This window comes from Leifsonia sp. McL0618, from assembly GCF_049994905.1.
Classification (GTDB): domain Bacteria; phylum Actinomycetota; class Actinomycetes; order Actinomycetales; family Microbacteriaceae; genus Diaminobutyricibacter.
In genome coordinates, this window is sequence record NZ_CP188258.1 from 1,272,523 (window position 1) to 1,293,553 (window position 21,031).

General features: G+C 66.3%; 19 protein-coding genes and 1 riboswitch. Of the genes, 8 read left to right on the forward strand and 11 right to left on the reverse strand.

Features of this window, described 5'->3' with window-relative positions; translation table 11 throughout:
- Nucleotides 1-125: 125 nt before the first annotated feature.
- Genes ACPPVQ_RS06115 through ACPPVQ_RS06130 form a run of 4 tightly spaced genes read left to right on the forward strand, consistent with a single transcriptional unit; the run spans nucleotide 126 to nucleotide 3,448 of the window.
- On the forward strand, nucleotides 126-797 hold the full coding sequence (locus ACPPVQ_RS06115; protein WP_426519667.1) for a GAP family protein: 672 nt from the start codon (nucleotides 126-128) through the stop codon (nucleotides 795-797).
- Between the two features lie 55 nt (nucleotides 798-852).
- Nucleotides 853-1,779, forward strand: a complete 927-nt coding sequence (locus ACPPVQ_RS06120; RefSeq protein WP_426519669.1) for an ABC transporter ATP-binding protein — start codon at nucleotides 853-855, stop codon at nucleotides 1,777-1,779.
- Entirely contained in the window at nucleotides 1,776-2,621 is an 846-nt protein-coding gene (locus ACPPVQ_RS06125; RefSeq protein WP_426519671.1) for an ABC transporter permease, read from the forward strand. Before ACPPVQ_RS06120 ends, ACPPVQ_RS06125 begins: the two co-directional genes overlap by 4 nt.
- Entirely contained in the window at nucleotides 2,618-3,448 is an 831-nt protein-coding gene (locus ACPPVQ_RS06130; RefSeq protein ID WP_426519673.1) for an ABC transporter permease, read from the forward strand. Before ACPPVQ_RS06125 ends, ACPPVQ_RS06130 begins: the two co-directional genes overlap by 4 nt.
- Nucleotides 3,449-3,472: 24 nt before the next feature.
- On the opposite strand, the gene ribH is transcribed toward ACPPVQ_RS06130, so the two are convergent.
- The 5 genes from ribH to ACPPVQ_RS06155 form a co-directional block, all read right to left on the reverse strand.
- Complete coding sequence (gene ribH / locus ACPPVQ_RS06135) at nucleotides 3,473-3,952, reverse strand: 6,7-dimethyl-8-ribityllumazine synthase (RefSeq protein ID WP_426519675.1); 480 nt, start codon at nucleotides 3,950-3,952, stop codon at nucleotides 3,473-3,475.
- Nucleotides 3,949-5,232 (reverse strand): GTP cyclohydrolase II, encoded by a 1,284-nt coding sequence (gene ribA / locus ACPPVQ_RS06140; RefSeq protein WP_426519677.1) that lies wholly within the window; start codon nucleotides 5,230-5,232, stop codon nucleotides 3,949-3,951. Before ribA ends, ribH begins: the two co-directional genes overlap by 4 nt.
- Complete coding sequence (locus ACPPVQ_RS06145; RefSeq protein WP_426519679.1) at nucleotides 5,229-5,882, reverse strand: riboflavin synthase; 654 nt, start codon at nucleotides 5,880-5,882, stop codon at nucleotides 5,229-5,231. The genes ribA and ACPPVQ_RS06145 overlap by 4 nt, the downstream gene beginning before the upstream one ends.
- Nucleotides 5,882-6,934, reverse strand: coding sequence for a bifunctional diaminohydroxyphosphoribosylaminopyrimidine deaminase/5-amino-6-(5-phosphoribosylamino)uracil reductase RibD (gene ribD / locus ACPPVQ_RS06150; RefSeq protein WP_426519681.1), 1,053 nt, complete (start codon nucleotides 6,932-6,934; stop codon nucleotides 5,882-5,884). Before ribD ends, ACPPVQ_RS06145 begins: the two co-directional genes overlap by 1 nt.
- A 90-nt stretch (nucleotides 6,935-7,024) precedes the next feature.
- A riboswitch (FMN riboswitch) is annotated at nucleotides 7,025-7,190 on the reverse strand.
- 67 nt (nucleotides 7,191-7,257) lie between these two features.
- Nucleotides 7,258-8,238, reverse strand: coding sequence for a sugar-binding transcriptional regulator (locus tag ACPPVQ_RS06155; RefSeq protein ID WP_426519683.1), 981 nt, complete (start codon nucleotides 8,236-8,238; stop codon nucleotides 7,258-7,260).
- Between the two features lie 118 nt (nucleotides 8,239-8,356).
- Between ACPPVQ_RS06155 and ACPPVQ_RS06160 the strand changes: the two genes are divergently transcribed.
- The 3 genes from ACPPVQ_RS06160 to glpK all read left to right on the forward strand — a co-directional run bounded on the left by ACPPVQ_RS06160 (nucleotide 8,357) and on the right by glpK (nucleotide 12,603).
- Complete coding sequence (locus ACPPVQ_RS06160; protein WP_426519685.1) at nucleotides 8,357-10,102, forward strand: glycerol-3-phosphate dehydrogenase/oxidase; 1,746 nt, start codon at nucleotides 8,357-8,359, stop codon at nucleotides 10,100-10,102.
- A gap of 179 nt (nucleotides 10,103-10,281) precedes the next feature.
- Nucleotides 10,282-11,007: an MIP/aquaporin family protein gene (locus ACPPVQ_RS06165; protein WP_426521163.1), complete on the forward strand. Its 726-nt coding sequence runs from the start codon at nucleotides 10,282-10,284 to the stop codon at nucleotides 11,005-11,007.
- A gap of 81 nt (nucleotides 11,008-11,088) precedes the next feature.
- Nucleotides 11,089-12,603 (forward strand): glycerol kinase GlpK, encoded by a 1,515-nt coding sequence (gene glpK / locus ACPPVQ_RS06170; protein ID WP_426519687.1) that lies wholly within the window; start codon nucleotides 11,089-11,091, stop codon nucleotides 12,601-12,603.
- Between the two features lie 56 nt (nucleotides 12,604-12,659).
- Here the strand turns inward: glpK and ACPPVQ_RS06175 are convergent, their stop codons facing one another.
- Genes ACPPVQ_RS06175 through ACPPVQ_RS06190 form a run of 4 tightly spaced genes read right to left on the reverse strand, consistent with a single transcriptional unit; the run spans nucleotide 12,660 to nucleotide 16,550 of the window.
- A complete protein-coding gene (locus ACPPVQ_RS06175; RefSeq protein ID WP_426519689.1) occupies nucleotides 12,660-13,409 on the reverse strand; it encodes an HAD family hydrolase in 750 nt (249 codons plus the stop codon).
- Between the two features lie 25 nt (nucleotides 13,410-13,434).
- Nucleotides 13,435-14,445 carry a tryptophan--tRNA ligase gene (gene trpS / locus ACPPVQ_RS06180; RefSeq protein ID WP_426519691.1) on the reverse strand — a complete coding sequence of 337 codons (1,011 nt, stop codon included), beginning with the start codon at nucleotides 14,443-14,445 and terminating at the stop codon, nucleotides 13,435-13,437.
- A gap of 11 nt (nucleotides 14,446-14,456) precedes the next feature.
- Nucleotides 14,457-15,305 carry an exodeoxyribonuclease III gene (locus ACPPVQ_RS06185; protein WP_426519693.1) on the reverse strand — a complete coding sequence of 283 codons (849 nt, stop codon included), beginning with the start codon at nucleotides 15,303-15,305 and terminating at the stop codon, nucleotides 14,457-14,459.
- A gap of 9 nt (nucleotides 15,306-15,314) precedes the next feature.
- Nucleotides 15,315-16,550, reverse strand: coding sequence for a YihY/virulence factor BrkB family protein (locus ACPPVQ_RS06190; RefSeq protein ID WP_426519695.1), 1,236 nt, complete (start codon nucleotides 16,548-16,550; stop codon nucleotides 15,315-15,317).
- Nucleotides 16,551-16,651: 101 nt separating this feature from the next.
- Here ACPPVQ_RS06190 and ptsP point away from each other — a divergent pair, with 101 nt between their 5' ends.
- Nucleotides 16,652-18,331 (forward strand): phosphoenolpyruvate--protein phosphotransferase, encoded by a 1,680-nt coding sequence (ptsP, locus tag ACPPVQ_RS06195; RefSeq protein ID WP_426519697.1) that lies wholly within the window; start codon nucleotides 16,652-16,654, stop codon nucleotides 18,329-18,331.
- 110 nt (nucleotides 18,332-18,441) lie between these two features.
- On the opposite strand, the gene ACPPVQ_RS06200 is transcribed toward ptsP, so the two are convergent.
- The gene (locus ACPPVQ_RS06200; protein WP_426519699.1) at nucleotides 18,442-19,203 is read right to left on the reverse strand and encodes a succinate dehydrogenase iron-sulfur subunit; all 762 of its coding nucleotides are present in this window, start codon (nucleotides 19,201-19,203) and stop codon (nucleotides 18,442-18,444) included.
- Nucleotides 19,203-21,023 carry a succinate dehydrogenase flavoprotein subunit gene (sdhA, locus tag ACPPVQ_RS06205; RefSeq protein WP_426519701.1) on the reverse strand — a complete coding sequence of 607 codons (1,821 nt, stop codon included), beginning with the start codon at nucleotides 21,021-21,023 and terminating at the stop codon, nucleotides 19,203-19,205. The genes ACPPVQ_RS06200 and sdhA overlap by 1 nt, the downstream gene beginning before the upstream one ends.
- Nucleotides 21,024-21,031: the final 8 nt, after the last annotated feature.

Sequence of the window (21,031 nt, forward strand, 5' to 3'; positions counted from 1 at the left end):
GTTCTTCTTCAGGTTGATCGGGTGGATGCGCGGCGAAGCGCTACCTTCGACCGTACTTCGTGCTGGCCGCCCATTGTGACCAGCGTGTAGGTTCGCACTAGCGAAGAACTGATTGGGGCAGGTTCATGAATGGTGTCATCGGCGATATCCTTCCGAGCGCGCTCGGGATCGCGATCAGCCCGATCCCGATCATCGCCGCCATCCTCATGCTGCTGTCCCCGAGGGCGAAAGGCACGAGTGTCGGGTTCCTGCTCGGCTGGGTGGTCGGGATCATCGTGGCGCTTGTCGTGTTCACGCTGCTCTCGTCGATCATCCCCGCCAGCGATCCGAACGCTGCGAAGCCGATCGTCGGGTGGATCACGATCATCCTGGGCGTTCTGCTCCTCCTGCTCGCGGTGCAGCAGTGGCGCGGACGCCCGCACGTCGGCCAGGAGCCCGCGCTGCCCGGCTGGATGAAGTCGATCGACTCGATGAATGCGGGAAGGGGATTCGGACTCGGTTTCCTGCTTTCCGCGGTCAACCCGAAGAACCTGCTGCTGGCCGTGGCCGGTGGCCTGGCGATCGGCTCCGCCGCGCTCTCCATCGGCCAGACGGTGATCGTCTCGGCGATCTTCGTCGTGATCGCGGCGAGTACGGTGCTCATCCCCGTCGTCGCCTACCTGATCGCGTCCAAGCAGATGACTGCCCCCCTGGAGCGGCTGCGCGTGTGGCTCGTGCACAACAACGCGGCGATCCTGGCGACGCTGCTGCTCGTCATCGGTGTCGTCCTCATCGGCAAGGGCATCGCGCACTTCTAGCCCGTTCCCGTCTCACCGCCATCAGTGTCGGCGGTCGGTACTACAGTGATTCACTGTGCCAGCGCCCGTCATTACTGCAACCAACCTCGTCAAGAAGTACAAGGGATTTCCCGCCGTCGACGGGATCAGTTTCGAGGTCGCGCCCGGCGAATCGTTCGGCCTCCTCGGCCCGAACGGTGCGGGCAAGTCGACGACGATGCGCATGGTCGGCGCTGTCTCCGCACGAACCGACGGCGATCTCAGCATCCTGGGCCTCGATCCCGACAAATACGGGCCTGAGATTCGCTCCCAGCTCGGGGTGGTTCCTCAGACCGACAATCTCGACACCGAGTTGAAGGTCCGCGACAACCTGATCGTCTACGGGCGGTATTTCGGCCTGCCGACCGCGCGGGTGAAGGCGCGTGCCGACGAACTCCTCGCATTCGCCCAACTCGAAGACAAGGCGAAATCGAAGGTCGACGATCTCTCCGGCGGAATGAAGCGACGCCTGACGATCGCCCGTGCCCTCATCAACGATCCACGCATCCTGCTTCTTGACGAACCGACGACCGGACTCGACCCGCAGGCGCGGCACATCCTGTGGGACCGCCTGTTCCGGCTCAAGGAGCAGGGCACGACGCTCGTGCTGACGACGCACTACATGGACGAGGCCGAACAGCTGTGCGACCGCCTGGTCGTCGTCGACAAGGGGCGCATCATGGCCGAAGGGTCGCCGGCCGCGCTCATCCGCCAGTATTCGTCGCGCGAGGTGCTCGAGGTGCGTTTCGGCTCCGAGAAGAACGTCGAGGTCGCCGAGCAGCTCGGCGGGATCGGTGAGCGCATCGAGGTGCTTCCCGACCGCATCCTCGTCTACAGCGGCGACGGCGAAGCCGAACTCGTGAAGATCACCCAGCGGGGGCTTCACCCGATCACCAGCCTCGTGCGGCGCTCGAGCCTCGAAGATGTGTTCCTTCGCCTCACCGGCCGGAGCCTGATCGAATGACCGAGACGCTCACCTCGCTCAGCGACGCGGACCGGGCGCGACTCGCTGCGGTCAAGCCACGCCGCTTCGGCGGCTGGTACGTCGCGGAGCATCGTTTCCGGGTCATGCGGTCATATCTGCAGACCGTTCTCGTCACCGGCATCGGCAATCCGCTGCTCTACCTGTTCGCCATGGGTGTCGGTCTCGGCAGCCTCGTCAGCAGCAATCTGGGGCCGAATGCGGTCGACGGCGTCAGCTATCTCGAATTCGTGGCTCCTGCCCTCCTCTGCACGGCAGCAGTGACCGTCGCGAGCGAGGAGTTCACGTACCCGATCCTGCTCGGCTTCAAATGGAACCCCACCTTCTACGGCATGAACTCCGCGCCGATCGTGCCCGGCCAGATCATCGACGGCATCGTCATCTCGGTGACCGCGCGCCTGCTCGGCACGTCGGTGCTCTACTTCGTGTTCATGCTGCTCTTCGGAGCCGTTCCCTCTCCGGCAGGGTTCGTCGCGGTCTTCGTCGCCGTGCTCACCGGTCTGGCGTTCGGTGCGCCGGTGATGGCCTACGTCTCGACGCTCGAACGGGACACCGGCCAGATCGCGATGCTCATGCGCTTCGTTCTGCTGCCGATGACGCTCTTCTCCGGCACTTTCTTTCCGCTGGGTTCGATGCCCGTCTACCTGCAGTGGATCGGCTGGCTGTCACCGCTCTGGCATGGCACGGAACTCGCTCGCGTATTCGCGTACGGAGCCGCCGAGCCGCTCTGGCTCACCGCGGCCCACGTGTTGTATCTCGCGGCGTTGTTCATCGTCGGCTGGGTCTGGACCCGTCGCATCGCTGCACGGAGGCTGAACAAATGACGTCGACCGATTCGGATCTGGTCGCCACCGTTCCCCGCCTGCGGCCCATGCGCTCGCTGTACGCGGGCAACGCGTCGTCGGTCATGCAGCGCGGGTGGTTCGCGACGCGCAGCACCAACTGGCTGGTGATCGTGAGCGGCTTCTTCGAGCCGATCTTCTACCTGCTCTCTCTGGGAATCGGGCTGGGCAAGCTGGTCGGGGACGTCACGACGTCCTCCGGCCAGTCCATCCCCTATGCGGCATTCATCGCTCCCGCTCTGCTGGCGACGGCGGCGATGAACGGCGCGGTGTACGACTCGACGTGGAATGTGTTCTTCAAGATGCACTTCGCGAAGCTCTACGAGGGGATGCTGTCCACATCGCTCGGGCCACTCGATGTCGCTCTCGGTGAGATCCTCCTCGCCCTGCTGCGCGGCGCGCTGTACGCGGTCGGCTTCATGCTGGTGATGCAGGTCCTCGGACTCAATCTGTCGTGGTGGGCCATTCTCGCGCTGCCGGCGGTGCTGCTCATCGCGTTCGGCTTCGCCAGCTTCGGGATGGGCATCACAAGCTACATGAAGACGTTCCAGCAGATGGACTGGATCAACTTCGTCATGCTGCCGATGTTCCTGCTCTCGGCTACGTTCTACCCGATCACGGTCTACCCCGACTGGATCCAGGTCATCATCCGTGCCATGCCGCTGTGGCAGGGTGTCGACCTCGTGCGCGGCCTGACGACCGGCGACGTTCACCCCGCCATGCTGCTGCACGTGCTGTACTTCGCCGTGATGATCGCCATCGGCCTGGTCATCACCACGCGGAGGCTTCGCGCGCTCTTCCTCGACTGAAGCGCCTCGCTCGCGCTCGCGGGCCTATCGCGCCGCCAGGCCGCGCAGCACGACAGCCGCCGCCAGCGCGGCGTGCGCCGCCTCAGCGCCCTTGTCTTCCTTCGAACCCGGCAGCCCGGCGCGATCGAGGCCCTGCTGCTCGTCGTCGAGGGTGAGAACGCCGAATCCGACCGGCTTGCCGGTGTCGAGCGCGACGCGGGTCAACCCATCCGTCGCCGCTGAGCTGACGTATTCGAAGTGGGGCGTTCCGCCCCGGATGATCACGCCGAGCGCGACCACCGCATCCGCACCGTTTTCCAGGGCGGCCTTGCTGACGACCGGCAGCTCGAAGCTCCCTGGAACGCGAACGATCGAGAACGATGCACCCGATTCCGCAAGCACCCGCTCAGCGCCGGCGATCAGGCCGTCGGTGATCTCTTCGTGCCAGGTGCCGGCGACGACGACGACGGAGAGTCCCGTCCCGTCGACCAACTCCTGGGTGTCCGGTGCTCCGGCTCCGCTCATCGTGCTGTCCCTTCCGAAGCCTGCAAGGTCTCTGCCAGCTGGCTGTCCGTGATGGAGTGACCCATGCGGTCACGCTTGGTTTCGAGGTAGCTCTCGTTGAATGCGCCGACGCCGACGACCAGCGGAACGCGCTCGGTGACCTCGATGCCGCGCTCTTCGAGCTGGCGCACCTTCTCGGGGTTGTTGGTCAGCAGGCGCACCGACCGGATGCCGAGATCCTGCAGGATTGCGGTGGCCGCACCGTAGTCGCGCGCGTCGATCGGCAGGCCGAGCGCGAGGTTGGCGTCGAGTGTGTCGAGACCGTCCTCCTGCAGGCGGTAGGCACGGAGTTTGTTGATGAGCCCGATCCCGCGACCTTCGTGGCCACGCAGGTAGACGACGACGCCGCCGTTGCGCTGCACGGTCTCGAGGGCGGCGTCGAGCTGGGGGCCGCATTCGCACTTGAGCGAACCGAACGCCTCACCGGTCAGGCATTCAGAGTGCACCCGCACGAGCGTGCCATCGGGGGAGGGGCGGCCCGCGACGATGGCGACGTGGTCTGCGCCGGTCATGCGGTCCCTGTATGCGCGCATCGTGAACGGCCCGTGCTCGGTCGGCACGGTCGTCTCGACCTCGAAGATCACGCGCGACGATTCCGGAATCGGTGTGACGGTGGCCAGTTGCTGGTCGCAGTGGAATTCCTGGAGATACGCGATCAGGGCTTCGATGGTGATCACGATCACGCCGTCGCGTTCGCCGAGCTCGATGAGCCCGGGAAGCCGCATCATCTCTCCGTCGTCGGCGACGATCTCGGCGATGGCAGCGACCGGGGTGAGGCCGGCGAGCTTGAGCAGGTCGACCGCAGCCTCCGTGTGCCCGTCACGTTCGCGCACGCCCCCGTCCACGGCGCGCAAGGGGAGGATGTGGCCGGGCCGGTGCAGGCTCTCGGGTGTTGAGTCGAGGTCTGCGAGCACGCGAAGGGTGTGCGCACGGTCGGCGGCACTGATCCCTGTGCTGAGCCGGTCGGCGGCATCCACACTGATCGTGTAGTTGGTGCCGCGTGCGTCTTCGTTGTTGGCGACCATCACCGGCAGGTCGAGCCGGTCGGCGATCTCGTTCGTCATCGGGGCACAGATGAACCCGGACGAGTTCTTCACCGTCCAGGCGATCCATTCCTGGCTGGCGAGCTCGGCGGCGATGATGACGTCGCCTTCGTTCTCGCGGCTCTCATTGTCCGCGACGATGACGGGCCGACCGGCGCGCAGCTCGGTCAGGGCCTGGGGGATGGTGGCGAGACTCATGCGTCGCTCCTCGTGGTTTCGGTTTCGGTCACGAGCGCGGGTGCGGCGTAGCCGAGGCTCAGCATGCGTTCCACATGCCGGGCCAGGATGTCGGTTTCGATGTTGACGCGGTCCCCGACGACGCGGTCGCCGAGCGTTGTCGCGTGGAGGGTCTCCGGGATGAGCGAAACTTCGAACCATCCGTCGACGAGGCCCCCGCCGACGGCACTCACCGTGAGCGAGACGCCGTCGATCGCGATGGAGCCTTTGCGTACGACCAGTGCGGCGTGTTCGGGGTCGAGGCTCAGGCGGACGACCCGCCAGGCGCTCCCGTCGGTGATGGCGAGGACGGTGGCCGTGCCGTCGATGTGTCCCTGCACGATGTGTCCGCCGAGGCGGTCCCCGACCTGCGCCGCCCGCTCGAGGTTCACGCGTCGCCCGGGCGCCACGCCGTCGAGCGTGCTCATCGCGAGCGTTTCGGCCATCACGTCGGCAGTGAACGAGTCGTCGGTCTGGTCGATCACGGTCAGGCACACTCCGCTCACGGAGATCGAGTCGCCGTGCCGGGCGTCGGCCACCGCAAGCGGGCCGCGCACCGTGACGCGGGCGGCGTCGTCCGCCCAGTCGACGGCAGTGATCTCGCCGAGTTCTTCGATGATGCCCGTGAACATTACTGGATTCCTTCTTTTGGAGTGGATGCTGCTGTGGCGCGGGGACGCGCGGTGATGAGCAGGTCGGTTCCGAGCTGCTCGACGGAGACGATGTCGAGGCGCCGCTGCTCGCCGATCGTGGTCACGCCGATGTCGCCGAGGGCGAGCCTGTCGCCGCCGATCAGGGACGGGGCGAGGTAGATCAGGTACTCGTCGACGAGGCCGGCGGCAACGAACGCGCTCACCAGTGTCGGTCCACCCTCGACGTACACGCGGCGGAAGCCGCGGGCCCGAAGGTCGCGGAGCACGCCGGCGACATCGTGCGTCGCCAGGATGACCGGAGTATGTGGATGACGCAAGACGGCCGCGTCAGCCGGGATGCTCCTGGTTCCGACGACCACGGGCGTCGGCTGGGCTGCGAGCAACTCCCCGCCGTCGCCGCGGGCGGTGAGGCTCGGGTCGTCGGCGAGCACCGTTCCGGTGCCCACGACGATCGCGTCGGAGCCTTCGCGCTGCTCGTGCACGCGCTGCCGTGCAGCCGTTCCGGTGATCCACTGGCTCGTGCCGTCCGAAGCGGCGATGCGCCCGTCGAGGCTGCTCGCCCATTTCACGGTCACGAAGGGCCGCCCGAGGCGAGCCGCCGTCAGCCAGTCGTTCAGGAAGGCTCCGACCTCGCGGGCGTGCACGCCCGCGATCACCTCGACTCCGGCAGCGCGCAGACGCGCGGCACCACCGCCCGACGCGTGGCCGGGATCGCTGACCGCATAGACCACGCGTGCGATTCCGGCTTCGATCAGCGCGACGGAGCACGGGCCGGTGTGGCCGGTATGGTTGCACGGCTCGAGGGTGACGACCGCGGTGGCGCCGCGTGCTCGTCCGTGCGGAAGCTTGCCGAGCGCGTCGACCTCTGCGTGGGCCGTACCGACACCGCGGTGCCAGCCCTCCGCGATGATCCCGCCGTCTGCTCCGACGATCACGCAGCCGACCCGCGGGTTGATGCCGGTGGCGGGCCCGTTGTGCGCGAGCTCCAGAGCGCGCGACATCAGCGCTTCGTAGCCGCCTGGCTCGGGCATCCGGACCCCATCTCTCGTTTCGAGACGCTCCGGGGGTGGAGGTGGCGTCGACAGCCACCGTCACAGATGGACCGCTCCCGCGTTCCTCTGCTCGTGCTGCCTCCCATCCGGACTGAGGCACCGCGCGATCTCTCGCACGAAACCATTACCGTCGGTGCCGGAATTCCACCGGCTCAGCAACCCGGCGACCGAGGTCGCCGTGCCGCTCGCGGACTATCACCGCCGGTTCGGACTTTCACCGACCCCGGAGCACGTTTTCTGCTTCTGAGTGTAGATCAACGTGCGGGAGCCCCAGCTATTCCCGTCTTTCGCCGCAATGTCCGTCAGGGGCCCGCCGGGGCGACGAGCGCACGGGCAGTGCCCTCGTCGACGATCAGGTCGGTGATCAGTTCGGCCGCAAGGGCCCCGCGGAGGCTGTGCACTTTCGACGGGCCCGACACGACGCAGACGCGCCTCGGCACCTGTTTGATGAGGTCGATGTCCGGGCCGCTGGCCCGCTCGTTCAAGGGGATGCCGTGGTGGCTCCCGTCTTCGCGGAAGAAGACGGTCGCGACATCGCCGACCACCCCTGACTCGTTGAGTGATGCGTAGTCGCCGGCTTCCAGGTATCCGCCGGCGTAGACGTGCGAGCGCACCTCCGAGAACGGCGAACCGAGGCCGAAGATCGCGACCTCCATACGGCTTTGGATGTCCAGGATGCGCCGGGTGCTCCGCTCACGCCACATGGCCTCCTTGGTGAGCGGGTCGTCGAACAGGGCGGGCACCGGGAACTCCTGGATCGTACCGGCGAAGGTGTCCCCGAACCGGCGCAGGATCTCGCTCGCGTAGAGCACGCCGGTGGTATTCGTGTTCCCAGCGCCGTTGAGTTGGACGAATTCGAGGTTGTGCAGGTCTTTCGGGATCAGGTGGCGGCTGAGAGCGCTGATCGTCGAGCCCCACGCGATGCCGACGGTCATATTGGAGTCGATGAAGCGGTCGAGAATTCGTGCAGCGGAGATGGCCACCCGCTCGAGGCGGTCGACGTCGCTGATGTTGGCGGGCACAGGTACGATGTGCGCTGCGATGCCGTACCGCTCGTGGATGTCCTGCTGGGTGCGGGAGGCGCCTTCGTTGGGCGTGGCGATCTGGATGGTGACGAGACCGGATGCGCGGGCATAGCTGAGGAGCCGGGAAACACTGGACCGCGACGTGTGCATCTCATGTGCGATGGCTTCCATCGTCAGGTCCTGCATGTAATACAGGTGCCCGGCCTTCAGGGCCTCCCTGACCTTTTCCGGAAGGTTCTCCGTCTCGGGTTGAGCCATCGGTTCCTCCTCTGCACGTATGTGCAGTCAGCTTGAACAATCTTGTCCGACTTCCCAAACTATAGCTGCGTGCACCGGTCGGTGTGCAGCCCGAGCAAGAGAAACACAGGTAGGGACAGTGACAACGCAGTCCGAAACGACAGGCGACGTCCGGGGCGACGTCGCGAGCATCCGCGAACGGCCTGCGGCGCAGGTGCTCATCATCGGTGGCGGCATCAACGGTCTCGGAACCTTCCGTGACCTGGCACTCCAGGGCGTCGACGTCGTGCTCGTCGAACGCGGCGACTATGCGTCCGGCGCATCAGCCTCGTCGAGCCACATGATCCACGGCGGCATCCGTTACCTCGAGAACGGTGAGTTCCGGCTGGTGCGCGAGTCGGTGACCGAGCGCAACGGGCTGCTGAAGATCGCGCCCCATTACGTCAAGCCGCTGAAGACGACGATCCCGATCTTCTCCACCTTCTCCGGCATCCTCGCTGCACCCTTGCGCTTCCTGACGCACAAGCAGGGCAGCACGAAGGAGCGCGGCGCATTTCTCATCAAGACCGGCCTGACGCTGTACGACTCGTTCTCGCGTGCCGGCGGTTCCGTGCCGCGCCACCAGTTCGCCGGGCGAACGAAGTCGCTGCAGGACCAGCCTGAACTCAACCCCGGCCTCAAGTACACCGCCACATACTTCGATGCGTCCGTGCACGACCCCGAACGGCTCGCCCTCGACGTTCTCGGGGATGCGCTGGCCACCGGCCCCCGGGCGCGCTCGGCGAACTATCTCGAGGCCATCGGCACCCAGGACGGCGGTGTGCTCGTGCGCGATCGCGAGTCCGGCGTCGAGTTCGTGATCACGGCGGATGTGGTGGTCAACGCATCCGGACCATGGACGGACCTGACGAACTCGGCCCTCGGGCGGCGAACAGAGTACATGGGGGGCACGAAAGGCTCGCACATCGTGCTCGACAACCCGGCTCTGCTCGACGCGTGCAAAGGCCGCGAGATGTTCTTCGAGAACGAAGACGGCCGGATCGTGCTGATCTACCCGCTCAAGGGCAAGGTGATGGTCGGAACCACCGACCTCGAGGCGGACATGTCGGTTCCCGCGGTCTGCACCGACGACGAGATCGAATATTTCATCGGGCTGGTCGCGCACGTTTTCCCAGACATCGCGGTCGAACGGTCACAGATCGTCTACAGCTTCTCGGGAGTACGTCCCCTGCCCCACCACGACGACACGCAGCCCGGCTTCGTCTCCCGCGACTACCGCATCGTGCCCGGCACCCTGCCCGGCCTCGACAGCATGACCGTGCTCAGCCTGGTCGGGGGCAAATGGACCACCTTCCGTGCCCTCAGCGAACGCCTCAGCAACGATGTGCTCGCCCTCCTCGGGGTCGACCGCACCGTGGGGACGGCAGGTCTCGCCATCGGCGGAGGAACCGGATTCCCGGTCGGGGACGAAGCGCGGCGCGACTGGATCGCACGCTACGGCGCCGATATCGGTGCGGAACGTGCCGAAAGCCTGCTTGAACGCTACGGAACGAAGGCGAAGGCCGTGATCGAGGCGCTGGCCGGCATCGACGACGTGCCCCTCGCATCCGCGCCCTCGTACACCCGGGGCGAACTCGCGTACCTGATCCGCACCGAGCACGTGGTGCACCTGGCCGACATCTTCCTCCGCCGCACCAGCCTCGCGTTCACAGGTTCAGCGACACGCGCCGTCGTGGCGGAAATCGGCGAAATTGCGTCGAGTGAGCTCGGATGGTCGCTTTTGAGGCGTAATCAGGAGGAAGATGCGTTTGTAGGTGAACTCTCAACTGCACACGGGGTACACCTCGTGGCCGGAAACGGGAGCGAGGCTCCTGCCCTCCGATAATGCACGAACGTGCACGGCCCGGTCCTTGTCGAGGAACGGCGGACGCGAATAGCGTTCAGATTGCCATCCTCGACAAGTGCCACAGATAGCGCACCGAGGGTGCGATTCAACTGAAAAACTGGAAGGTCAATGTGGACAAGCTCACGGTAGATTTCTTGTCGGAGATCGCGGGCACAGCAATGCTCGTCCTCCTCGGCACCTCAGTCGTTGCCAACGTCGCCCTCATCAGGACCAAGGGCTACAACGGCGGCTTCCTGATGGTGACCATCGGCTGGGGCCTTGCGGTGTTCTCTGGTGTCGTCGTCGCTTTCGACTCGGGCGCGCACCTGAACCCCGCGGTCACGCTGGGTCTCGTCGCCAACGGCGCCAAGACGTTCGGATCGGCGGCACTGCACACCTTGGTGCCCGTGAACATCGGAACGATCCTGACGTTCATCGCAGGCCAGTTCATCGGCGCGATCATCGGTGCGGTCATCACCTGGCTCGCCTACAAGCAGCACTTCGACGAGGAGCCCGAGCCCGCCAACAAGCTCGGCGTCTTCTCCACCGGTCCTGCGATCCGCAGCTACGGGTGGAACCTGGTCACCGAGATCATCGGCACCTTCGTCCTCGTGTACGTCATCATCGCCTTCGGCCACCAGGCACCTCCCGGCATGGTGGCTATGGGTGCCCTTCCGGTCGCTCTGCTGGTTATCGCGATCGGCGCCTCCCTCGGTGGTCCGACCGGATACGCCATCAACCCAGCCCGTGACCTCGGTCCGCGCATCGCTCACTTCTTCCTTCCCATCAGGGGCAAGGGTTCGAGCGACTGGGCTTACTCGTGGGTGCCGGTGGTCGGCCCCATCATCGGCGGTGTCCTCGCCGGCTGGCTCGCGCTGGTACTGCCTCCGCTCGTCAGCAAGTAAGTCACCTAGAAGAGCGGCGCTCCGGTTCCGCGGTGCGGAACCGGAGCCCGTCCGCCCCACCTCACCACAAAGGAGTTACATATGAGCGACTACGTTGTCGCCATCGACCAGGGAACAACCAGTTCCCGGGCGATCATCTTCGACAAGTCGGGCTCGATCGTATCGTCCGGCCAGCTGGAGCACGAGCAGATCTTCCCGCAGGCCGGCTGGGTCGAACACAACCCTGTCGAGATCTGGAACAACGTTCGTGAGGTCATCGGCCAGGCGCTCGCCAAGGCGGACCTCACTCGCCACGACATCGCCGCCGTGGGCATCACCAACCAGCGCGAGACCGCTGTCGTGTGGGACAAGAACACCGGGGAACCGGTCTACAACGCCATCGTGTGGCAGGACACGCGCACGCAGCCAATCGTCGATCGCCTGGCGGCCGACGGCGGCGTCGAGCGATTCAAGCAGGTCGTCGGACTACCCCTCGCGACGTACTTCTCGGGCACGAAGATCGTCTGGATCCTCGAGAACGTCGAAGGTGCGCGCGAGCGCGCAGAAGCCGGTGACCTTCTGTTCGGCAACACCGACGCTTGGGTCCTCTGGAACCTGACCGGCGGGCCGGACGGTGGCGTGCACGCGACCGACGTGACCAACGCGTCCCGGACGATGTTCATGGACCTCGAGACCCTGAGCTGGCGCGACGACATTCTCGCGACCTTCGGCGTGCCGAAGTCGATGATGCCCGAGATCAGGTCGTCGTCCGAGGTGTACGGAACGGTCGAGTCGTCGAGCCTTCTGCGCGAGGTACCCGTTGCGGGTATCCTGGGCGACCAGCAGGCCGCGACGTTCGGTCAGGCCGCGTTCGATCCGGGCGAGTCGAAGAACACGTACGGCACCGGCAACTTCCTCATCTTCAATACGGGAGAGGAGATCGTCCACTCGAAGAACGGCCTGCTCACGACTCTCGGCTACAAGCTGGGCGACGCCAAGCCGCACTACGCCCTCGAAGGCTCCATCGCAGTGACGGGTTCGCTCGTGCAGTGGCTCCGTGACAACCTGGGCCTCATCTCGAGTGCGCCGGAGATCGAGGATCTCGCCAAGACGGTCGAAGACAACGGTGGCGCCTACTTCGTTCCTGCGTTCTCCGGTCTGTTCGCGCCGTACTGGCGGTCGGATGCGCGTGGTGCGCTGGTCGGCCTCACCCGGTACGTCAACAAGGGACACATCGCTCGCGCGGCACTCGAGGCCACGGCCTTCCAGACGCGCGAGGTGCTCGATGCGGTCAACGCCGACTCCGGTGTCGACCTGACAGAGCTGAAGGTGGACGGCGGCATGATCGCCAACAACACCCTGATGCAGTTCCAGGCGGACATCCTCGGTGTGCCGGTCGTGCGTCCGGTGGTCGCCGAGACCACCGCGCTCGGCGCAGCGTATGCCGCCGGTCTCGCCGTCGGCTTCTGGGAGAACCTGGACGACCTGCGCAAGAACTGGCAGGAGGACAGCCGCTGGACGCCGAAGATGGACGACGCCGAACGAGACCGTCAGCTGCGCCTGTGGAAGAAGGCCGTCACCAAGACCTTCGACTGGGTGGACGATGACGTGAAGTAGTGATGACGTGAAGTAGTTCGTCGCACGACAATCGCCGTTCTCGCCGAGATGCCCCGTTACGCGGGCGACTCCCGGCGGGGGCGGCGATTCTCGTTCGCCAGCAGGTCGGGGAGATCGGCGAGCGTGTGGACCTCGAGCACTCCGGCTTCGCGCGCGTCCGCCGCGTCGGCCGGCTCGGGCACAAGACCGGTGCGGTTCAGCCAGACTCCGGTGAGACCCGCACGGGCAGCGCCGACCGCGTCGGTGCGCAGGCGGTCGCCCACGTAGGCGGCGTCGGCCGGGGCGACGGCGAAGGCATCGCAGGCGTGCTCGAAGATGGCGGCGTCGGGCTTGACGACGCCGAGCTCACCGGATGCGATGATCCGGTCGATGCGCGCGTCCAGCCCGACCGTGGTGACCTTGCGGGTCTGGAAGGCGAGGTCGCCGTTGGTGATGAGCCCGAACCGCACCCCCGGGATGCGGACGGTGAGTTCATCGAGGCAGGGGACCGCATCGTCGTGGAGCGCCCAGTTCTCCACGTACCGCTCGAAGTAGGTCGCGAACCAGACGCTGGCTGCTTCGTCATCGAGGGCGACCCCGTGCCTGGCCGCGAAGTCCCTGGCCCGCGCCCTCCGCTGGCCCTCGAAGTCGAGCTGACCGGCAAGGTACGAGTGGTAGTGGGATTCTTCGAGCTCGTGCCAGAACGAGACCGTCGTCGCCGCATCCAGTTCGAGATATGGCGCGCCGAGCCGGGCGACATGCGCCTGAATGCCGTTGGCGACGGCGGCGCGATGGGCGAAGAGCGTGTCGTCAAGGTCGAACAACACAACCTTCGGAGGCCGTCGCGCCATTTCAGCGGGCCGGACGAAGCAGCCCGACGCGGTCGTAGGCCTTCGCCAGGGTCACCTCGGCCACGTCGCTCGCCCGATCGGCGTTTGCGGCGAGGATGCGGTCGAGTTCGGCGGGATCGTCGAGGAGTTCGAGCGTGCGTTCACGAATCGGCCCGAAGGTCGACACCACCACCTCGGCGAGGCCCTTCTTGAAATCGCCGTAGCCGCGACCCGCGTACTCCTCTTCAAGGGACTCGATGCTGCGCCCGGCAAGCACCGAATAGATCGTCAGCAGGTTGGAGATGCCGGGCTTGCCCTCGCGATCGAACGCAACGACCCCGTCGGTGTCGGTCACGGCGCGCATGATCTTCTTCGCGTTGATCGACGGCTCGTCGAGCATCCAGATCACGCCCGCGTGCGACTCGGCGGACTTCGACATCTTCGCCGTGGGGTTCTGGAGGTCGTAGATACGCGCGGTCTCTGTGAGGATCATGGCCTCTGGCACGACGAATGTCTCGCCGAAGCGGCTGTTGAACCGGGCGGCCAGGTCGCGTGTGAGTTCGACGTGCTGGCGCTGGTCGTCACCGACCGGAACGATCTCGGCGTCGTACAGAAGGATGTCGGCCGCCATGAGCACCGGATAGGCGAACAGACCGACCGAGGTCGCATCCGTGCCCTGCTTGGCCGACTTGTCCTTGAACTGGGTCATCCGGGCGGCTTCGCCGAAGCCGGTGATCGTGTTGAGGATCCAGGCGAGCTGTGCGTGGGCGGGAACGTGGGACTGCACGTAGAGCGTCGACTGCGAGGGGTCGATGCCGGCGGCGATGTACTGCGCAGCGGTGCGCCGCGTCTGCTCGCGAAGGGCGTGCGGATCCTGCGGAACGGTGATGGCATGCAGGTCGACGACCGAGAAGAACGCGTCGTGGTCGCGTTGCAGGTCTTTCCACTGGAGGAGGGCGCCGATGTAGTTACCGATCTGGAGCGAGTCGGCCGACGGCTGCATACCCGAGTAGAGGCGGGGAAGGTGTGTCATGTGAACCTTTTTCAGATGGCGTAATCGACGACGACGGGAGTGTGGTCGGACCATCGTTCGTCATAGGAGGCGGCGCGATCGACCGAGCAGCCGACGACCGTCGCGGCCAAAGCCGGCGTTGCCAGCTGGTAGTCGATGCGCCAGCCGGTGTCGTTGTCGAAGGCCTGGCCCCGCCACGTCCACCAGGTATATGGCCCGTCGATTTCACCCGCGCATTTGCGGCCGACGTCGACCCAGCCGAGGCCGCCGCCAGCGTTGTAGTCGTCGTCGCCCTCGGCGCCGACGATGCGGTCGAAGTAGGCACGCTCTTCCGGCAGGAAGCCGGCACGCTTCACATTGCCTTTCCAGTTGCGGATGTCGAGGGAGCGGTGCCCGACGTTCAGGTCGCCCATGACGACGGCATACTCGCTGTGCCGCTGCAGTTCGGGAAGGCGTTCCGCCATCGCGTCGAGGAACCGGAACTTCTCGTCCTGCTTGGGAGAGCCGGCCTCGCCGGAATGCACATAGGCGCTGACCACGGTGACGATCGTGCCGTCGACCTCGTAGTCGGCTTCGAGCCAGCGGCCGGCGCTGTCGAAATCGTCGGGGCCGAGGACGACCCGGTGGATGCTGGCCTTCGAGCGGCTGGCGATGGCCACACCCGCGCGTCCCTTCGCCGACGCGGGGTCATGCAGCACGTCCCACTCCTCGCCGAGCAGTTGCTGAACGTCTTCGGTCGTTGCACGCACTTCCTGGATCGCGAGGATGTCGATGTCTCTGCTGTCGAGCCACGCGCCCATGCCTTTGCGGTACGCGGCCCGGATGCCGTTCGTGTTGATCGTGGCGATGCGCAGAGGTGTGGCAGGGCGGGACGAAGGCATGCAGCCAGTTTAGTGAGAACCCCCGACGCCCTCGTCGAGCACGTCGTTGAGCACCCTCTCGGCCTTCTCGACCTTGCGCTGTGCCGCAAGGCGCTGCCACCACTTCGCCCGGGCGAGCTCGTTGCGCGCCTCGTCCAGCTCGGCATGAGCGACGATGGAACGCGCCTGGCGCTCCTGCGCAGCTTCTTCTGCAGCGCGTTGTTCCGGGGTGACGATGCGCGGGGAGATGCCCCTGTCGAACATCCCGACCGCGATCCAGGAGCCCGACAGGAGCATGACCCGCGAGGTCAGGTTGAACCAGATGAGGAGACCGACGAAGACCGCGAACGTCGCCAGGAGGGGATTCTTGTTGGCTGTCCCCAGGAGCAGGCCTCCGAGGAAGCTCAGGCCTGCGAGGGCCGCAGCGCCCAGCAGCGAACCGGAGAAGAGGTTGCGCCAGGGGATCGACACACGCGAGAGCACGCGGAACATCGTGCCGAGGACGACGATGTTGAGCAACAGCGAGATCACGATGCCGGTGAACTGGGTGATCGCCGACGACCAGAAGGAGGGGTCGAGGCGGAGCAGCCCGAGGAGGAACGTGGCCGCTTCGGTGGAGACGATCATCAGGACACCCGACAGGACGAGCACGAATCCGAACGCGACGGCGAGCCCGAGATCCCTGACCTTCTGCAGCACGTAATTGGTCGTGTCCCTGGACAACCCGAAGATCGCACGCACGGCCTGTCGCGTGTAGTACAGCCAGCTGATCGCGGTCCAGAGCAGGCTGATCGCGGCGATCACGCCTGTCCACCCGAACGTCGTCGTCGTCGAGGTCAGGTCTTCGGGCTTGATCACACCGTCGGGCCCGATCAGCCCAGGGATCGCGCGGTTGATGATCTCGGCGATCGCCTGGAGCAGCTCCTCGTTTCCGACGAGCCAGATGCCCGCGACCGAGAAGCCGACCCAGATCGCGGCGAAGATCGCGAAGAGCGCCTGGAAGCCCATCCCGGCGGCGCGGAGGTTGCCGTCGCTGTGCGAGAAATTGATGTAGACCCGGTACGGCTTGAAGGCTTTGACCCAACGGGTCGCGCGGGAGACCTGGGCGACCGGCTTCTCGAGCCGGGCCTTGACCGGGACGGCCACGTTCTCGAAGGTCTGCTTGACCTGTTCCTCGCTTTCGCGGAGGCGTACCTTGACGTCGTCCGCCCGCGAGCGCGCCCGTGGCGGCGCGGGCGGCGCATTCGTCGTCTTCTTGTCGGCCACGGCGCCAGCCTAGCGACCGACGGTAGCGCCCCGCCGCATCAGTTCGTCCTCTTCTGAGGTGCCGTGGCGGATGCCGCTGCGGTCGGCCTAGGCTGGTTGGGATGGGAGGCCAGATCATGCAGGTCACAGGCATCGGGGTGGGTCGGGGTATCGCGGTCGGTCCGGTGCTGAGGATGCCCGAACCGCTTCCCGAGCCGGAAGACGTCACCTCGGAGTTCGAGCCGCTCGTCGAGCTCGAGCGGGCATCCGCGGCGCTGACCGCGACGACGACGGATCTGAACGTTCTCGGCGCACGCGCCGGAGGCGATGCGAAGGATGTCCTGGAAGCGCAGGCCCTGATGGCGCAGGATCCCGCCGTGCTCGAAGACATCGAGGAACGGATCAGCGGCGGCAAGACCGCGGAGCGCGCCGTTTTCGAGGCATTCCGGAGCTACCAGTACGTTCTCGAGTCGATGGGCGGATACATGGCGGGCCGGGGCGCCGACCTGAAAGATGTTTCGCAGCGCGTCGTCGCGCGCCTCAAGGGTGTGGCGCTGCCCGGTATCCCGGTTTCGGACACCCCGTTCGTTCTCGTGGCCGGCGACCTGTCGCCGGCAGACACTGCGCTGCTCGACCTCGACAAGGTGCTCGCGCTCGTCACCCGCGACGGCGGGCCCACCTCGCATACGGCGATCCTCGCGCGGGCCAAAGGAATCGTCGCCGTCGTCGGGGCGATCGGTGCCGACGAGCTCGGCGACGGCGAGACCGTCATCGTCGACGCGTCGACCGGCAGCGTCGTCGTGAATCCGAGCGAGCAGGCGATCGCCGACGTGGAGGAACGACGCGCGAAGCATGCAGAAGTGGCACCGCTGACCCCCGGTGCCTTGGCAGACGGTACGCCGGTGTCCCTTCTCGCGAACCTGGGCTCGCCGGATGAGGCTGCCGCAGCCGTCGAGCTCGGAGCGGAAGGGGTGGGACTGTTCCGCACAGAATTCCTGTTCCTCGGATCGGAGGAGGCGCCGGGTGTCGACGAGCAGCGCGAGCAGTATCTGGCTCTCCTCGGGGCGTTTCCCGGAAAGAAGGTCGTCGTCAGGGTGCTCGACGCCGGAGCGGACAAGCCGCTCGCATTCCTGCCGGAGGCGCACGAGGAGAATCCGGCCCTGGGGCGTCGTGGCATCCGGGCGCTCCGCGACGCAGAGCCCGTGCTGCGGGATCAACTGCAGGCGCTCGCCGAGGCCGCTGCCCGGTCCGATGCCGACCTGTGGGTGATGGCCCCGATGGTCGCCGATGTCGGTGAGACCGAGTATTTCGTCTCCCTCGCCCGCGAGTTCGGGCTGAAGACCGTCGGCATCACTGCCGAGGTTCCGGCTGCCGCCGTGCTCGCCGACCAGATCGCCGAGCGCACCGACTTCGTCAGCGTCGGAACGAACGATCTCACGCAGTACACCATGGCGGCGGATCGCCTGCTCGGCACCGTCGCGTCATACCAGGACCCGTGGCATCCTGCCGTGCTCCGCATGATCAAGTCCATCGGCGACGCGGGGGCTGCCGCGGGCAAGACGGTCGGGATCTGCGGTGAGGCAGCGGCCGACCCGATGCTCGCCGTCGTCCTTGTGGGCCTGGGGGCGACCGACCTCTCGATGACGGCGGCCGCGCTTGCGGACGTGCGCGCCGAACTTCTGCGTCACACGTTCGCCCAGGCGCGGGAACTGGCGGCGCTCGCGATCAATGCGACGAGCGGCGCGGACGCGCGGAGCGTCGTCTCGGCGGCCGCCGCCGCTGCAGTGAGCTCGCCGCACTGAGTTCGTCCCAGCGCTGTTCGTCCCAGCGCTGCTGGCCGGCGCTTACCGCTCCGGGCCGACGCTGCGCGCACTCTCCACGAAAGCGGGAGAAACGGTCCACCGGACCGTTTCTACCGCTTTCCGCGCATGATGGCCTGCTTGACCTCTTGGATCGCCTGGGTGACCTGGATGCCGCGCGGGCACGCATCCGTGCAGTTGAACGTCGTGCGGCAGCGCCACACGCCCTCTTTGTCGTTGAGGATGTCGAGGCGCACCTGCGACGCGTCATCGCGCGAATCGAAGATGAACCGGTGGGCGTTCACGATCGCAGCGGGGCCGAAGTACTGGCCGTCGGTCCAGAAGACGGGGCACGACGAGGTGCACGCGGCGCACAGGATGCACTTGGTGGTGTCGTCGAAGATCGCGCGGTCGGTGACGGACTGGATGCGTTCCTTGCCCTCAGGGGGAGTGGAGTTCGCGATCAGGAACGGCTGGACCTCGCGGTAGGAGGCGAAGAACGGCTCCATGTCGACGATGAGGTCCTTCTCGAGCGGAAGCCCCTTGATCGCCTCGACGTAGATCGGCTTCGAGATGTCGAGGTCTTTGATCAGCGTCTTGCAGGCGAGGCGGTTGCGTCCGTTGATGCGCATCGCATCCGACCCGCAGATCCCGTGCGCGCACGAGCGACGGAACGTCAGCGAGCCGTCCTGCTCCCACTTGATCTTGTGGAGGGCGTCGAGGATGCGGTCCGTCGGGTACATCTCGACGTCGAAGTCCTGCCAGCGCGGCTCGGTGTCCACGTCGGGGTCGAACCGACGGATGATCAGGGTGACGGTGAAGGACTGGATCGGAGCCTCGGGTGCCGGCGGGGTCTCCAGTACGGCTGTCGACATCAGTACTTCCTCTCCATCGGCTGGTAACGCGTGACGACGACCGGTTTCCAGTCGAGCCGGATGTGGTCGGCGGCATCGGACGAGTGCGGGTCGCCCGACAGGTAGGCCATCGTGTGCTTCATGTACTTGTCGTCATCGCGCTTCGGGAAGTCGTCGCGCATGTGCCCGCCGCGGCTTTCCTGGCGGTTGCGCGCCGAGTAGACGACGACTTCGGCGAGGTCGAGCAGGAAGCCCAGCTCGACGGCCTCCAGAAGGTCGGTGTTGTAGCGCTTGCCCTTGTCCTGGACGACGATGTTGCGGTAACGCTCGCGCAGGCGGTGGATGGTGCCGGTCACCTTCTCGAGCGACTCGTCGGTGCGGAACACCTGGGCGTTCTTGTCCATCTCGTCTTGCAGCTCTTTGCGGATCGCAGCGATGCGCTCGGTGCCGGTGCCGGAGCGGAGCCCATCGATCAGGTCGCGGACCGCGCGTGCCGGGTCTTCGGGAAGCGGGACCGCGATCGCACCCGATGTGACGTACTCGACGGCGTTGTTGCCGGCACGCTTGCCGAAGACGTTGATGTCGAGGAGCGAGTTCGTGCCGAGCCGGTTGGAGCCGTGCACGGAGACGCAGGCGCACTCGCCCGCGGCGTACAGGCCGGGCACGACGGTGGTGTTGTCGCGCAGGACCTCGGCGTTGTTGTTCGTCGGGATGCCGCCCATCGCGTAGTGCGCTGTCGGCATCACGGGTACCGGCTCGACCACGGGGTCGACGCCGAGGTAGGTGCGCGCGAACTCGGTGATGTCGGGGAGCTTCGTCTCCAGCACTTCGGCGCCCAGGTGGGTGCAGTCGAGCAGAACGTAGTCTTTGTGCGGGCCGGCGCCGCGGCCCTCCGCGACCTCCTGCACCATGCACCGGGCGACGATGTCACGCGGCGCGAGGTCTTTGATGGTCGGTGCGTAGCGTTCCATGAAACGCTCGCCGCTCGCGTTGCGGAGGATCGCGCCCTCACCGCGTGCGCCTTCGGTGAGCAGGATGCCGAGGCCGGCGAGACCGGTCGGATGGAACTGGAAGAACTCCATGTCCTCCAGCGGCAGGCCCTTGCGCCAGATGATGCCGACGCCGTCACCGGTCAGGGTGTGTGCGTTCGACGTCGTCTTGTAGATCTTGCCGAAACCGCCGGTCGCGAAGATGATCGCCTTCGAGTGGAAGACGTGCAGTTCGCCGGATGCGAGCTCGTAGGCGACGACGCCCGCAGGCTGCTGCGTGCTCGTCCCATCTGGGCCATCGACCTCGTTCATGATGACGTCGAGCACGTAGAACTCGTTGAAGAAGTTGATGCCGAGCCGCACGCAGTTCTGGAAGAGCGTCTGCAGGATCATGTGGCCGGTGCGGTCGGCCGCGTAGCACGCGCGCCGGACCGGTGCCTTGCCGTGGTCACGGGTGTGACCGCCGAACCGCCGCTGGTCGATCTTGCCCTCAGGGGTGCGGTTGAACGGCAGACCCATGTTCTCGAGGTCGATGACCGCGTCGATGGCCTCCTTGGCGAGGATCTCCGCTGCGTCCTGGTCGACCAGGTAGTCGCCGCCCTTGACGGTGTCGAAGGTGTGCCACTCCCAGCTGTCTTCCTCGACGTTCGCGAGTGCCGCGGCCATGCCGCCCTGAGCCGCACCGGTGTGCGAGCGGGTGGGGTACAGCTTCGAGATCACCGCCGTGCGAGCATGCGGGCCCGCTTCGATCGCGGCGCGCATTCCCGCGCCTCCTGCGCCGACGATGACGATGTCGAACTCGTGGTAGTGGACGCCGTCGATGACGGTCGATTCGGTCGTTTCAGTTGTCACTGCTTTTC